Genomic DNA, 14,920 nt, shown 5'->3' on the forward strand with positions numbered 1-14,920 from the left:
CATGGGCCCGGCATGGCGCTATTGCGCCGCGCGGACCGCGTGACGCTTGCGCAACACGGCGACGACATCCTCAAGGCTCAGATCGCGCGACTCCAGCAGCACCAGCAAGTGGAAGATCAGATCGGCGGATTCCTCTGCGACCGCTGTCCGGCTTTCCGAGACGGCAGCCAGGGCGACTTCCACCCCCTCCTCGCCGACCTTCTGGGCCGGACGCTTTGGCGCGCGCGCCATCAGCGAGCCGACATAGGAGCCCTTGGGCTTGTCCTTTTTGCGCTTCTTGATGATCGCGCGCAGATGCGCCAGGAAACCCAGGCCCGGTCCGGGATCATCGCCGAAACAACTCACCGTGCCGGTATGGCAGGCGGCGCCCTTCGGCTTGACCTCGACCAGGAGCGTGTCCTGATCACAATCCAGCGCGATATTGACCAGTTTGAAACTGAGGCCCGAGGTCTCGCCTTTTTTCCAAAGAGACTGCCGTGACCGGCTGAAAAAATGGACCTTTCCAGTTTCCTGGGTCAGTTGCAGAGCTTCAGCATTCATATAGCCGAGCATCAGGACCTGGCGCGTCGCGGCATCCTGGATAATCGCGGGCACCAGCCCGTCACCCTTGGCCCAGTCCAGGGAATTCGTGTCGATCATGTCCTTACCCTGATACCCGCTTGGTCGAGACAGGCTTTCAATTCGCCGATCCCGAAGACCTGTTTGTGAAACACGCTGGCCGCCAGCGCGCCGTCGACATTGGCGGCATTGAAGACGGATTTGAAGTCTTCCTTGCTGCCCGCACCGCCTGAAGCAATCAAGGGTGTGGAACACACGGCCCGCGCCGCTGCAAGCTGTTCAATATCATAACCCTCGCGCACCCCGTCCTGGTCCATGCAATTGAGCACGACCTCGCCGGCACCGCGATCTATGCCCTCGGCGATCCAGTCGAGCGTCAGGCGCTGCGAGATCTGCGTCTTGTCCGGATCGCCGGTATATTGGTGAACCTGCCACTGACCGTCGATCCGGCGGCTATCAACGCCCAGCACGACGCATTGGCAGCCAAATTCCGCTGCCAGCGCATCGATCAGTCCGGGGTTTTCCAACGCCGGTGAGTTGATCGAAATCTTGTCAGCCCCGGCAAACAGGCGTGCCCTTGCATCATCGATCGTGCGAATGCCACCGGCGACGCAGAAGGGAATGTCCAGCTCTCGTGCCACAGCCGTGACCCAGGCGGGCTCTACCGTCTGCCCGCGCGTGCTGGCGGCGATGTCGTAGAAGACCAGCTCGTCAGCGCCTTCAGCCGCATAGCGGCGGGCGAGATCGACAATGCCGCCGACATCCTCGTGATCGCGAAAGCGCACGCCCTTCACGACACGGCCATCGCGCACATCGAGGCAGGGAATTATCCGTCTTGCGAGCATGCCAGCGCCTCTTTCAGCGTGAAAATGCCCTCATAGAGCGCCTTGCCGGTGATTGCCCCGGCCATGCCGAGCTTGCGCACGGCTTCAAGATCGGCCAGCGAGGAGACGCCGCCGGAGGCCTGCCAGTCGATCTGCGGGTGGCGTTCGAGCAGGTCGGCATAGAGCGCCAGATTGGGGCCGGACAGATCGCCATCGCGGCTGATATCGGTGACCAGGGCGTGTTTGAGCCCCGAGCCGTCATAGGCGGCGATCACTTCGGGCAAGGTCGTCATCATCATGTCGGTCCAGCCCTGCAGGGCGGGGCGATAACTGCCGCCGAGGCGTTTGACATCCAGCGCCAGCGTGAGGCTCTGGGGCCCGTATTGATCAATCCATTCACGGACCTGCGGCGCATCGGTCACGGCGAGCGAACCAATGATGACGCGCTCGACGCCGATCGCGAGCAGGCTCTCGATATCTTCCGCCGAACGGACACCGCCGCCGGTCTGCACCCGCAGCCCGGTCTGACAAATCTCGCGAATGGTCTCGCTCTGGCGCCGCGCACCATCACGGGCACCGGCAAGATCAACGACATGGACCCAGCTCGCCCCGGCCTCGCCGAAGGCTTCCGCAACCGCGACCGGGTCATCGCCATAATCAGTGACGGCATCGAAAGCGCCCTTGTGCAGGCGCACGACGCGGCCCTCGAGCAGATCAATGGCGGGGTAGAGGATCATGATATCGCTCCGGCGAAATTCATCAGGATACGGGCACCGGCAGCGCCGGAGCGTTCGGGGTGGAACTGGCAACCGGCGACATGGCCCTTGCGGACCAGGGCGGAGACCGGCGTGCCATAGTCACAGACGGCACGCGTTGCCGGGCCAGGCGCGGCGTAATAGCCGTGCACGAAATAGACATGGCTGCCTGACTCGATTCCTGCCAGAAGCGGCTCGTCCGGGTCGAGCTCTTCCAGTTCGTTCCAGCCCATATGCGGCCAGACCAGACCCTCAGCCCGCGGCAGGCGGATGATATCGCCAGCGATCAGGCCGAGCCCGTCGACGCCGCCCTCTTCGGAGCGGTCGAACAGGAGCTGCATGCCCAGGCAAATGCCGAGCAGGGGCCGGTCGTCGCCGCGCAATAACTCGGCCCAACCACGATCAGTCAGGCGCGCCATGGCTGGCGCCGCTGAGCCGACGCCAGGCAGGATCAGCCGGGCGCAATCGCCCAGATCAAACGGTGTGGCGGCCGCGACATGGTCGAGCCCTGCCCGTTCCAGCGCAAAGCGTACCGAGGCGAGATTGGCGCAGCCGGTATCGATGACACCGATCTTCATTCGAGGAATTCCTTGGTCGATGGCAGACGCTCACTCTCGATCCGCACCGCCTGGCGCAGCGCCCGGCCAAAGGCCTTGAACGAGCCCTCGACCATGTGGTGGGCATTCTCGCCCTCGACGCGGACATGGATCGCCGCTTTCATCGATTCCGCCAGCGAACGGAAAGCGTGCGGTACCATCTCGACCGGGAATTCTCCGACGCGCTCGCCGGGGATCTCGCCCTCGAATTTGGCAAAGGGCCGTCCCGACAGATCGATCCAGACCCCGGCCCGCGTCTCGTCCATCGGCAGTTCAAAGCCGAAACGGGCAATGCCGCGCTTGTCGCCCAGCGCCTCGTGCAAGGCTTCGCCGAGCGTCAGGCAGACATCCTCAATCGTGTGGTGGGCATCGATCTCCAGATCGCCGCTCGCGTCGATATTGACCGCGATACCGGCATGGCGGGCGATCTGGTCGAGCATGTGATCGAAATAGCCGATACCGGTCGAGATCGCGCTCGGCCCGTCGCGGTCGAGATCGACGAAGACGGTGATATCCGTCTCCTTGGTCTTGCGGCGCCTGGCGCTGGTGCGCAGGCGCGGACCCGATACGTCATCCGGCCAGGCCTGCGCCCATTCGCGCCGCAGCCGCATCGCAGTCGCGTGCCCGGCCAGCCCCTCGAGGGCGGCCAGACGCTCAACCGTCGGGGCCATCGCCGCTGCGCCGGCCTTGCTGGCGCGCAATATGGTGGTGGTCTTCTGAAACGCCTCGACCGTAACACCGCCATGGGCACGCGCCGCACCGCCCGTGGGCAGGGTGTGGTTAGGGCCGGCGGCATAATCACCTGCCGCTTCCGGCGCCCAGGCGCCGACAAAGATCGAACCGGCATGGCGCACGCGGCGCACCAGGGCTTCCGCCTCGCCGAGCTGCAGGATCAGGTGTTCCGGCGCATAGGCATTGGCGATGTCGGCGGCCTGATCGAGGCTTTCGCACAGGATGGTGCGCGAGTGGCGCATGGCCTGACGGGCGATATCGGCGCGCGGCAGCCCCATGAGCTGTGTTTCGACTTCAGCGGCAATCCGCTCGCGCGTGGCCGCATCGAAGCAGACCAGCATGACCTGTGCCGACGGGTCGTGCTCGGCCTGGCTCAAGAGATCGCTGGCAACGAATGCGGCGTCGGCATTCGCATCGGCGATCACCATCACCTCGCTCGGCCCGGCGGGCAGATCGACGGCGGGGCCGCCCGGAAGACTGGCGACATAGGCCTTGGCGGCAGCGACCCAGGCATTGCCCGGCCCGAAAATCTTGTCGGCACGGGGCAGACCGGCCGAGCCGGTGGCGAGCGCGGCGACGGCCTGGGCCCCGCCGATGGCATAGACCTCATCCAGCCCGAGCAGGCTGGCCGCCGCGAGCAGGACCGGATCAACGCCCTGCGGCCCCGCGGGCGGCGCAACAATGACTATCCGCGGTACGCCGGCGAGCTGGGCCGGGATGGCGAGCATGATGAGGGTCGAGACCAGCGGTGCGCTGCCGGCGGGCACGTAGAGGGCTACGACATCGACCGGTGTGGCGCGGCGCGAGGCCGTTACGCCGGGCCAGGTCTCGACACTGTAGGAGCCATAGCCCTGGCGGACGTGGAAACGGCGCACAGCGTCGGCGGCGGCGAGGATGGCTTCGGCATCGGCCTCGTCCAGACCGGCGCGAGCGGCGGCGATGGCGGCTGCATCGACGCGAAAATCCGCCGGGGCGTAACCATCGAGACGGTCAGCATAATCGCGCACGGCCGCCTCACCGCCGGCATAAATCGCATCGACGATCTCGCGCGCGGCGGCACCGGCCGTGTCGGTAGACTCCGGGCGTTGCAGCATGGCGCGGCGCGTGGCCGCGTCGGCGGCGGACCAGTTTTGGGGTTCAAGCATCATCTCAGGCCAGCATTTTCTCGATCGGCAGAACCAGGATGGCGCGCGCGCCCTCCTTCTCCAGCGCTTCCAGGGTTTCCCAGAAGACGCGCTCGCGGCACACCGCATGCAGCGCCACGACATCATCGCGGCCCGCGACCTGGGCGATGGTCGGCGCATCGGCGCCGGGCAGCAGCGCACGGATCGCGTCGAGCCGGTCTTTCGGCGCGTTGAGCATGATGTATTTGGTCTGCGAGGAGGCAATCACGCCCTCGGCGCGGCGCATCAGGATGCGGGCAATACTGTCCGTCTCCGGTGCCTGCACGCCCTTGCGCCGGATGAGGACCGCCTCGCTCTCGAACACGGTCTCGATCGCCTTGAGCCCATTGGCCTGCAGCGTCGCCCCGGAGGAGACCAGATCACAGATCGCATCGGCAATGTGCAGGCGCGGGGCGACCTCGACCGAGCCGCGCATTTCGACGATTTCGACATCGATACCGCGTGTCGCGAGATAGGCTCTGGTGATGCCGGGATAGGAGGTGGCGATCGCCTTGCCCTGCAGATCGGCAAGGTCACGGATTTCGCCCTCGACCGGCACGGCCAGTTTGAGACGGCAGGTGGCGAAACCGAGCCGCAGGGCGATTTCGAGCTCGGCGGTGCGGCCACCGGCAAGTTGTTCCTCGCGCAGCACATTTTCGCCGACAATGCCGTAATCGCAAGCGCCGCTGGCGACGAAATTCGGGATGTCATCATCGCGCACCAGCATCAGGTCGACGGGCATGTTCTCGGCCCGCTGGTGCAGCTTGTCGCGGCCATAGGCGAAGCGCAGGCCGCAGCGCTTCAACAGATCCATACCGCCTTCGGAGAGGCGGCCCTTGCTTTGAACGGCGATGCGCAAACGGGTCACGATTGGGTTTCCTTCAGGCGTTCGAGAATGAGGCGGTAGCCCTGCCAGGGCTCCTGGGTGAGAAAGCGCGAGACGCGGGTGACGGTGGTCGTACTGGCCCCGGTCATCTCGCTGATTTCGCGATAGGAATGACCACCTTCGGCGAGCAGACCAGCCACCCGCCAACGCTCGGTCAGCGTCTTCATCTCGCCCGGGGTGAGCAGATCGCGCAAAAAGCGTTCGCCCTCTTCCTCGGTCTTGATGGCACGCAGCGCAGCACAGAGCGGACCCAGGTCCGGCGGGTCATTACGGCGGTCGTCAGTCATGTCATCGATCATGAATCGTCCTCCTGAGTGCCGATATAGCGTGTTAGCGCACTACCACAATGGGGCAAATGCAGGGGGGACACAAACGGGACATGCTCCGGCTTCGCCGGTGCGTGTCCCGACTGGCGAGAGTCCGGGCGCGGCGTTCCCAGACTTGGTCGGACCTCGTGAGAGAGCGGTCATGGTGTTCGAGACTTCACCAAAACGGGACACGCACCGGCAAAGCCGGAGCATGTCCCGGTGCGCTGCGCGAAGGCGTGTGCCCGATTGCGCGTCGCGCCCCTATGCGTCCCGCCCCGCCCGCCGGGCAGAGCCATCCCTGAAATCCTTGCCAAACAGGGCGCCAGACTGGAGTTGAGCTGTCAAGGGTCTCGACCGCGCAGCGGCGCCTGCGGCGCCCTTGACAGCTCAACTCCAGTCTGGCCGGATCCCGGCATGGTTTTCAGGGCGGGGGCTGGCGGGGAAGCGTGGGAAATCGCCCCTCACCCATTCTCATAGCTAAGATCGAGAAGCGGCTTGGCTCTTTCGAAATCGGCAGCAGAGGTGATAACGATTTCCAGATCTCCCGTCCCAAAATGGCCGATCTTCCGGACGTCCCGAGTAAAGCCCTTTTCAAGCTGGATCGTGTCCGGATCAACCTTCACATAAACCAGCAAATTACGGGTTCGAGTATGCACCTCGACGCAGGCAAAATTCTTGATGCGTTTGAAGGCAAAGTACTTTTTCAGGGCCTTGACTTGAACATCATCACCCAGATTGATCAGGTATTCCTTCAAGGCATCAAAACGATCCGTCAGTTCCTGGTCAGCTTGCGCCAAATAGTCCGAGACTGTCTTGTCGCCGGCTCGTGAGCCGCTGGAAACGGAGGACATCACCTGGGCTGCTGCAGCACCATTGGTTGGCGCGGAGACGGCGTTCACTTGTTCCAGCATCAACAAGTCATCACCGAACCTCATATATCGTATCAGTTCGATATTGTGGTTCATCTGTTTGATGGCGTGCTCATCATACTTGCTGAAATCGCCGGCGATGCAGATCAGCCTAGGTGCCGACCATTCGACGGCCTGCGCGGCTTCAGCGCCCAGGTTTTTTAACACCAACATTTCAAAGTCGCCGCGATGGGTAACGAGCCAATCGAGGTAGAAGAGGCCCTGATTGATGACATTCGCATTCGTTGCGCGCTTGTATTCGATGATCACGGGGCATCCATTTTCATCGATGCCTAGCGTGTCCATGCGCCCACCATGCTCGCGACCGGTCGAAAACTCCGACGCCAGAAAGCGAACACCCAGGAACGTCTCCAGATTGCGTTCGATCAATGCCTGCAGCGACTTCTCCAGAGCCGCAGCCTTACCGTGGATCTCGGCGACTCGATCATCGTGGAGGCGGAAGAGTTTCAAATCACTCATGCAACTACGGTCTCCGCGAAAACTGGACAGTTATGGAAGTTGTATAGAACCCAAGTGCACATCGTTCCAGCTCAGGTTCTCCTCGCAGGACGTAGTAGCCCCGGAAGTTGCGCCCATCGGGACCAGGGTCCGAATCCCAACCGTGCGCTCAGAGCAGTAGCCACCGAACGGCTGCGCCGGGCCGCCCCGTCGACTCCCTTTTCCCCGGGACGCGTACCAGAGGTACACGTCCCTCTACGCTGACCCGTGAGTCACCCCCCTCGCCATCCGCCACCCCACCCCCTATATCTCCATCATCTCATAGCTACAGAGTCTCGCACCCAGGATGGACTATACCCAGATGCAGCCGGTCGCCGAGACCGTGGCCGATATCATGAAGACACTGGCGCATCCCAAGCGGCTGCTGGCGCTGTGTGCGCTGGTGGACCAGGAGCGGTCTGTCGGCGAGCTGGCGGCGGGGCTGGGGGTGCGGGACCAGGCGATGTCGCAGCAATTGGCGATTCTGCGCAATAAGGGGCTGGTGGCGACGCGGCGGCATAATCAGACGATTTATTACAGCCTCGCCAGCGCCGAGATTCGCACCCTTATGGAATCTCTCTACAAGACCTATTGTCCCCCCGGGGACGCCACACGCCCTGCCTGATCCCCGCCCGGCCCGGCAGGTCGCACTTGCGTACTTGCATAGTTTTGCAGGAACACCATATTCAAACCAGAACAGCGTCAGTAAACCGCGTCCCAGGAGCCATCGATGAACCGCCCGCCCGAGATCAAATCCTTCTTCGACCCGGACACGTTCACGGTCAGCTATGTCGTCTGGGATGCGGCGACGAAACGCGCCGCGGTGATCGATTCCGTGCTCAATTACTGCCCGGCTTCCGGGCGCACCCACACCCAGTCCGCCGATGCGGTGATCGACTTCGTGCGCTCGCAAGGCCTGACCATCGACTGGGTGCTGGAAACCCATGTCCATGCCGACCATCTCTCGGCGGCGCCCTATATCAAGGAGAAGCTCGGCGGCCGGATCGGCATCGGCAATCATGTCAGCCAGGTGCAGGACGTGTTCGGCGAGATATTCGATGCCGGACCGGACTTTGCCCATGACGGCTCGCAATTCGATCATTTGTTCGAGGATGGCGAGCGCTTCAAGATTGGCGAGATCGAGGCCGAGGCGATCTGGACGCCGGGCCATACGCCGGCCTGTCAGGTCTATCATATCGGCGATGCGGCCTTTGTCGGCGATACGCTCTTCATGCCCGATTTCGGCACCGCACGCTGCGACTTCCCCGGCGGCGATGCGGCGACGCTCTATCGCTCGGTGCAGAAAATCTACGCCCTGCCCGACGAGACGCGGCTTTTCATGTGCCATGATTATATGGCGCCCGGTCGCGAGGAATTTGCCTGGGAGACCACGGTGGCCGAGCAAAAGGCGAGCAATATCCATATCAAGGCCGGCACGAGCGAGGCCGCTTTCGTCAAGATGCGCACGGAGCGCGACGCAACCCTCTCCATGCCGACGCTGATCCTGCCTTCGGTGCAGGTCAATATGCGCGCGGGACATTTGCCGGAGCCGGCGGAGAATGGCCGCCGCTATCTGAAAATCCCGCTCAATGCAGTCTGAGGTCTTCAAGCGCGCCAAACGGTTGCTGCCCGGCCTGCAATGGCTGGAGGGCTATAGCCGCCGCACCTTTGGCGAAGATGCGCTGGCCAGCCTGATCACGGCGATCCTGCTGATCCCGCAAAGCCTGGCCTATGCCCTGCTGGCCGGCCTGCCGGCCCAGGCGGGGCTTTATGCCTCGATCGCACCGCTGGTCGCCTATGCCCTGTTCGGCTCGAGCCGGGTGCTCGCCGTCGGCCCTGTCGCCGTTGTCTCGCTGATGACCGCCGCCGCGATCGGCAATCTCGGCCTGACCGATCCGGCCCAGCAAATGGCCGCCGCCGGGGCGCTGGCCGCCTTGTCGAGCTTTTTCCTGCTCCTGTTCGGCCTGTTCAAGCTGGGCAGCGTCTCCAACTTCCTCAGCCGGCCGGTCGTGGGCGCCTTTGTCACCGCCTCGACGATCTTGATCATTGCCAGTCAGGCCAAGCATATTCTCGGCATTTCCTCGCATGGCTCGACCCTGCCGGAACTGGTCTATTCGATGAGCGGCCAATTGGCCTCGATCAATCTGGTCGCGCTGGTGCTGGGCGTCGGCAGTATCGCCTTTCTCATCGCCGCCCGTACCGTCCTGCCACGCCTGCTGACGGCGATGAAAATCGGCGAGGCCCTGGCGGGCGGGATTGCCCGCGCCGCGCCGGCCGGCCTGGTGGTGCTGGCGACCTCGATTGCCTGGGCCTTCCAACTCGACACGCGGGCAGAGCTCGCTGTTGTGGGCGTCTTGCCGAGCGGACTCCCGCCGCTGCAGCTGCCCCTGGTGGATCTCACAATCTGGCGCGCCCTGATCGGACCGGCAGCGCTGATCTCACTGATCGGGTTTGTCGAAAGTGTCTCTGTGGGCCAGTCGCTCGCCGCGCGCCGCCGCGAAAGCGTCAATCCGGACCGCGAACTCTTCGGCCTCGGCGCCGCCAACGCCGCCGCCGCCCTGACCGGCGGCTATCCGGTCACCGGCGGTTTTGCCCGCTCGGTGGTCAATGAAGCGGCCGGGGCGCAGACACCGCTGGCCGGCGTCTTCACCGCCGTCATCATCCTGGCTGTGGCCGTCTTTTTGACCCCCCTCTTCCATTTCCTGCCCAAGGCGACGCTGGCCGCAACCATCCTCGTCGCTGTTGCCAGGCTGGCCGATTTTACGGGCCTCTGGAAAGCGTGGAAATACGCGCCCGCCGACGGTGCGGCGGCATTCCTGACCCTGTTCGGCGTGATCTTCCTCGGCGTCGAGATCGGGCTGACGCTTGGTGTGGTCGTCTCGGTTGGTGCCGCGCTCCGGCGCACCATGCGGCCGCACTGGACGCGCGTCGGGCAAGTGCCGGGCACGCATCATTTCCGCAATCCGGCCCGGCATGAAGTGATCATCTCGCCGCATGTCTATGCGCTGCGCGTCGACGGGGCATTGTATTTCGCCAATGCGCGTTTTCTCGAGGAACTGGTCGCCGACATTATCGCCAAGAATGACGGCGTCACCGATTTCGTTCTGATGTTTCCGGCCGTGAATTTCGTCGATGCCAGTGCGCTGGAAAGCCTGCGCGCGATCAATCAGCGCCTCGAGCATGCGCATGTGAAACTCCACCTGTCGGAAGTCATCGGCCCGGTGAGCGACCGGCTCGGCGCGGCCGGATTCCTGGAAGAACTGACCGGCGAGGTCTTCCTGTCGCAATATGCCGCCATGCGCACCCTCGACCCGGCCACAACGCTGCGGGCCGAGGGTCTGCAAGTCTGATCAGAAGCGCCAGGCGAAGCGGCGCTCTACCGGTCATGCTGCCAATGTGCCGGGGCAAGGCGTGATTTCGCCCCCTATCGCAGGCGATCTGATGGGGTAAACTATCGCATAACCCGCGACCCAGCCCGGAGTCCCGCCCATGCCGTCCCAGGATCAAACCGTCTATCCCGTCACCGAGACCAGCAAGCGCTCAACCCGCGTCAATGCCGAACGCTATTCCGAGATGTACCGGCTGTCTGTCGAGGAGCCGGATGCCTTCTGGCGCCAGGAAGCGGCACGGCTGGACTGGATGACGCCCTTCACCCAGGTCGAGGACACCTCCTGGGACAAGGATGACCTGCATATCCGCTGGTTCGCCGACGGCACGCTCAATGCCAGCGCCAATTGCATCGACCGGCATCTGCCCGAGCGCGCCAATGATACCGCCATCATCTGGGAGGGCGATGATCCGGCGGCCAGCAGCAAAATCACCTATGGCGAGCTTCACGACCATGTCTGCCGCCTCGCCAATGGGCTCAAATCACTGGGCGTGAAGAAGGGTGACCGCGTCACCATCTATATGCCGATGATCCCGGAAGCGGCCTATGCGATGCTGGCCTGCGCCCGGATCGGGGCGGTGCATTCGGTGGTGTTTGGCGGCTTCTCGCCGGAAGCGCTGGCAGGACGGATCAATGATTGCGCCAGCGATATCGTCATCACCGCCGATGAAGGCATGCGCGGCGGCCGGGCGACGCCGCTGAAGGCCAATGTCGACCGCGCCATGCAGCATGCGCCCGGCGTCAGACAGGTCATTGTCGTCAAGCGCACCGGCGGCAAGATGAAATGGGATCCGGCCCGCGATGTCTGGTATCACGACCTGATTGCGCGCCAGCCCGCAACCTGCCCGCCCGAGCCGATGAATGCCGAGGACCCGCTCTTCATTCTCTACACCTCCGGCTCGACCGGCCAGCCCAAGGGCGTGCTGCACACCACGGGCGGCTATCTTGTCTGGGCCGCGATGACGCATGAATATGTGTTCGATTACAAACCCGGCGAGATCTACTGGTGCACCGCCGATGTCGGCTGGGTCACCGGCCACACCTATATTCTCTATGGACCGCTGGCCAATGGCGCCACGACGCTGATGTTCGAGGGCATCCCGACCTGGCCCGGGCCGGACCGCTTCTGGCAGGTGGTCGACAAGCACCAGGTCAATATCTTCTACACGGCCCCGACCGCCATCCGCGCCCTGATGCGCGAGGGCGACGGGCCTGTGCAGGGCACCTCGCGGGCCTCCTTGCGCCTGCTCGGCTCGGTGGGCGAACCGATCAATCCGGAAGCCTGGACCTGGTATCATCGCGTTGTCGGCGATGGCCGCTGCCCGATCGTCGATACCTGGTGGCAGACGGAGACCGGCGGCGTGATGATTTCGCCCCTGCCCGGCGCGACCGATCTCAAGCCCGGCTCCGCCACCAAACCGGTCTTCGGCATCATGCCGGCGCTGGTCAGCAATGAGGGCGAACCCCTGCCCGATACCGGCGCGGCCGAGGGCAATCTGATCATCCAGCGCTCCTGGCCCGGCCAGGCGCGAACAATCTATGGCGATCACCAGCGCTTTATCGACACCTATTTCGCCACCTATCCCGGCGCCTATTTCACCGGCGACGGGGCCCGGCGCGATGAAGACGGCTATTGGTGGATCACCGGCCGCGTCGATGACGTCCTCAATGTCTCCGGCCACCGGCTCGGTACGGCCGAGATCGAAAGCGCGCTGGTGGCGCATACCGATGTCGCCGAGGCTGCCGTGGTTGGCTATCCGCACGATATCAAGGGTCAGGGCATTTACTGCTATGTAACGCTCAATGCTGGCATCATACCGACTGAAGAGTCGGCGCAAATGCTGCGCCAATGGGTCCGCCAGGAAATCGGCCCGATCGCCACGCCGGACCTGGTCCAGTTCGCTCCAGGCCTGCCAAAGACCCGCTCTGGCAAGATCATGCGGCGCATTCTGCGCAAAATCGCGGAGAACGAGTTTGGCAATCTGGGAGACACGTCTACACTCGCAGACCCGAGCGTTGTTGAAGACCTGATCGAGAACCGGAAAAACCGATGAAGCGTGTAGTTGTCCTTGCCGTCGCCGCCAGCAGCCTGCTGGCCGCCTGCGCCACCGAAACCGTGCCCGCCTGCCGCGCGCCACAAGCCCATGAGATGGCGGCCTTCGCTGCCATCATCAGCCATAACGAAACCGCCGTCAGCGAGACGCTGGCACCGAGCGCGCTGCGCAATGCCTTCATCCGCCGTGATCCGCTGGTCCGGGCCTGGGTCTGGGGCGCACCGGGTGAGACCGGAGGCACACTGGTCGGCATGCTGTCGCAACCGCCGCTGTGCATCATCGATGATCCGCGCATCGCCGCGACGGAGACCGTGCGCCAGGTCCTGGTCTACCCACAGGCCAATTTCAGCCGCGTCGCACCACCCGCCACGACGCCGCTGGCCGACGCCCCGCCGCCCTATGGTACAGCCATGCGCGACTTCCTCAGCTGCCGTTTCGAGCAAACCGCGGACGGCTGGAAACTGGCCGATATGTGCGGCTATCGCATGCCGGGATCGGGTGGCCTGACCGGCCTGTAAATACGCCATTGCCCACCCAGCAAAAGACCGGCTCCGCAGGGCGCAGCCGGTCTTTTTTATGGTCGTGTCAGAAAGAGCGAGTCTAGTCCTCGAACTCCTTCAGGCGCATCGATTTCTTGAGACCTTCTGTGAGCACGTCATAGGCTGGCAGGGTGAGGAATTCGACGAATTCCTCAGACAGAACCAGATCATTCAGGATCGCGGCGGCCTGGCCGATACGCTCCTGCAGCTCGGTCTGACCTTCAACTTCCGCCTGGATCGACTTGCAGATCGCCTCAATCCTGGCCCCCAGCATGTCAGCTGTCAGGGCTGTGCCCTCGACGGTCGACTTGTCGAAGCGGCGCCACTGCCAGAGCTGGGCCCGGGCAATCTCGGCGGTTGCCGCATCTTCCATCAGATTGCGAATCGGCACCGCGCCGCGTCCGCCCAGCCAGGCCGCGACATAGCGGATGGCAACATCGATATTGTCGGCAACCCCGGCATCGGTGATGTCACCAGCCGGCGCCGTCAGCAGGTCGCGGGTCGTGACCGGCATGGCCAATTCATCAACGAAATCGATCTGGTTGGCCTCCGGCATGTGCTTGTCGAACACTTCCATGGCCACAGGGACCAGATCCGGGTGCGCCACCCAGGTGCCGTCATGGCCGTTCTTCACTTCGCGCAGCTTGTCCTGGCGGACCTTTTCGAGCGCGGCATCATTGGCGGCTTCATCGCCCTTGACCGGAATGAAGGCCGACATGCCGCCCATCGCATGCGCACCGCGGCGATGGCACACGGCGACCACGCGCCGGGAATAGGCCGCCATGAAGGGCGTCGCCATGGTCACGGCCGAACGGTCCGGCAGGACATGTTCGGGGCGTGCCTGCAGGCGTTTGATATAGCTGAAGATATAATCCCAGCGACCGCAATTGAGGGCGACGATATTGCCGCGCAGCTCGTACAGGATCTCGTCGAGTTCGAAACTGGCCGGCAGCGTCTCGATCAGCACGGTGGCGCGGATCGTGCCCCGCTCAAGACCGAGCTCGTCCTCGGCGTGCTGGAAGACCAGGCTCCACAGCCGCGCCTCGAAACGGGACTCGATCTTGGGCAGGTAGAAATACGGCCCCGTCCCACGCTCTTTCAGGGCGGCGTGGTTATTGAACAGATAGAGGCCGAAATCGAACAGCGCTCCGGAGATGGCCTGACCGTTGATCCGGAGATTGCGCTCTTCGAGATGGAGGCCGCGCGGGCGGACAATCAGCACCGCGGCGTCTTGATTGATGGAATAGCGTTTGCCGTTTTTCTCGTCGACATAATCGATCTCGCGGCGCACGGCGTCGCGCAGATTGATCTGGCCCTCGATCAGGTTGGACCAGACCGGCGAGGTCGCGTCCTCGAAATCGGCCATGAAGCATTTGGCGCCGGAATTGAGCGCATTGACGACCATTTTGCGATCAACCGGCCCGGTGATCTCGACCCGGCGATCTTGCAGATCGGCCGGTGCCGGACGGACTTTCCACTCACTGGCGCGAATATCGGCGGTCTCGTGCGGGAACATCAGCAAGGCGCCGACATTCAGCTCGGCCTGGCGCTCGGTACGGTGGCGCAGCAGGGATTGGCGACGCTTCTCGAAGCGCCGGTGCAGGCCGGCCAGGAAATCGAGCGCTTCATGGCTGAGGATATCGCGATAACCCGGCTCAAGATGGCCCAGGATCTCAACGCCGCTCGGTGTAATCTGTGTCATGGCTGTCTC

At 63.7% G+C, this 14,920-nt stretch carries 14 protein-coding genes; 5 read left to right on the forward strand and 9 right to left on the reverse strand.

Features of this window, described 5'->3' with window-relative positions; genetic code table 11:
- Positions 1–18: 18 nt before the first annotated feature.
- The 8 genes from hisIE to BLT42_RS13630 all read right to left on the reverse strand — a co-directional run bounded on the left by hisIE (position 19) and on the right by BLT42_RS13630 (position 7,210).
- Positions 19–639, reverse strand: coding sequence for a bifunctional phosphoribosyl-AMP cyclohydrolase/phosphoribosyl-ATP diphosphatase HisIE (hisIE, locus tag BLT42_RS13595; RefSeq protein WP_091771714.1), 621 nt, complete (start codon positions 637–639; stop codon positions 19–21).
- The gene (hisF, locus tag BLT42_RS13600; RefSeq protein ID WP_091771715.1) at positions 636–1,403 is read right to left on the reverse strand and encodes an imidazole glycerol phosphate synthase subunit HisF; all 768 of its coding nucleotides are present in this window, start codon (positions 1,401–1,403) and stop codon (positions 636–638) included. Before hisF ends, hisIE begins: the two co-directional genes overlap by 4 nt.
- Positions 1,385–2,119 carry a 1-(5-phosphoribosyl)-5-[(5-phosphoribosylamino)methylideneamino]imidazole-4-carboxamide isomerase gene (hisA, locus tag BLT42_RS13605; RefSeq protein WP_091771716.1) on the reverse strand — a complete coding sequence of 245 codons (735 nt, stop codon included), beginning with the start codon at positions 2,117–2,119 and terminating at the stop codon, positions 1,385–1,387. The genes hisF and hisA overlap by 19 nt, the downstream gene beginning before the upstream one ends.
- Positions 2,116–2,715: an imidazole glycerol phosphate synthase subunit HisH gene (gene hisH, locus BLT42_RS13610; RefSeq protein WP_176780369.1), complete on the reverse strand. Its 600-nt coding sequence runs from the start codon at positions 2,713–2,715 to the stop codon at positions 2,116–2,118. The genes hisA and hisH overlap by 4 nt, the downstream gene beginning before the upstream one ends.
- Entirely contained in the window at positions 2,712–4,613 is a 1,902-nt protein-coding gene (gene hisD, locus BLT42_RS13615) for a histidinol dehydrogenase (protein WP_091771718.1), read from the reverse strand. Before hisD ends, hisH begins: the two co-directional genes overlap by 4 nt.
- A 1-nt stretch (position 4,614) precedes the next feature.
- Positions 4,615–5,499: an ATP phosphoribosyltransferase gene (gene hisG / locus BLT42_RS13620; RefSeq protein WP_091771739.1), complete on the reverse strand. Its 885-nt coding sequence runs from the start codon at positions 5,497–5,499 to the stop codon at positions 4,615–4,617.
- Entirely contained in the window at positions 5,493–5,813 is a 321-nt protein-coding gene (locus tag BLT42_RS13625) for a YerC/YecD family TrpR-related protein (protein ID WP_233342506.1), read from the reverse strand. The genes hisG and BLT42_RS13625 overlap by 7 nt, the downstream gene beginning before the upstream one ends.
- 470 nt (positions 5,814–6,283) lie before the next feature.
- Positions 6,284–7,210, reverse strand: coding sequence for a DUF5655 domain-containing protein (locus BLT42_RS13630; protein ID WP_091771719.1), 927 nt, complete (start codon positions 7,208–7,210; stop codon positions 6,284–6,286).
- A 325-nt stretch (positions 7,211–7,535) separates the two neighbouring features.
- On the opposite strand from BLT42_RS13630, the gene BLT42_RS13635 reads away from it, so the two are divergent.
- From BLT42_RS13635 to BLT42_RS13655, 5 genes are all read left to right on the forward strand, one after another.
- A complete protein-coding gene (locus tag BLT42_RS13635; RefSeq protein ID WP_233342507.1) occupies positions 7,536–7,853 on the forward strand; it encodes an ArsR/SmtB family transcription factor in 318 nt (105 codons plus the stop codon).
- Positions 7,854–7,958: 105 nt separating this feature from the next.
- On the forward strand, positions 7,959–8,828 hold the full coding sequence (locus tag BLT42_RS13640) for an MBL fold metallo-hydrolase (RefSeq protein ID WP_091771720.1): 870 nt from the start codon (positions 7,959–7,961) through the stop codon (positions 8,826–8,828).
- Entirely contained in the window at positions 8,818–10,578 is a 1,761-nt protein-coding gene (locus BLT42_RS13645; protein WP_091771721.1) for a SulP family inorganic anion transporter, read from the forward strand. Before BLT42_RS13640 ends, BLT42_RS13645 begins: the two co-directional genes overlap by 11 nt.
- A 139-nt stretch (positions 10,579–10,717) precedes the next feature.
- Positions 10,718–12,670 (forward strand): acetate--CoA ligase, encoded by a 1,953-nt coding sequence (acs, locus tag BLT42_RS13650; protein ID WP_091771722.1) that lies wholly within the window; start codon positions 10,718–10,720, stop codon positions 12,668–12,670.
- On the forward strand, positions 12,667–13,188 hold the full coding sequence (locus BLT42_RS13655; RefSeq protein ID WP_091771723.1) for a hypothetical protein: 522 nt from the start codon (positions 12,667–12,669) through the stop codon (positions 13,186–13,188). The genes acs and BLT42_RS13655 overlap by 4 nt, the downstream gene beginning before the upstream one ends.
- A gap of 82 nt (positions 13,189–13,270) precedes the next feature.
- On the opposite strand, the gene aceB is transcribed toward BLT42_RS13655, so the two are convergent.
- Positions 13,271–14,911 carry a malate synthase A gene (gene aceB, locus BLT42_RS13660; RefSeq protein ID WP_091771724.1) on the reverse strand — a complete coding sequence of 547 codons (1,641 nt, stop codon included), beginning with the start codon at positions 14,909–14,911 and terminating at the stop codon, positions 13,271–13,273.
- Positions 14,912–14,920: the final 9 nt, after the last annotated feature.

This window comes from Maricaulis salignorans, assembly GCF_900103475.1.
In the GTDB taxonomy this organism is placed as follows: Bacteria; Pseudomonadota; Alphaproteobacteria; order Caulobacterales; family Maricaulaceae; genus Maricaulis; species Maricaulis salignorans.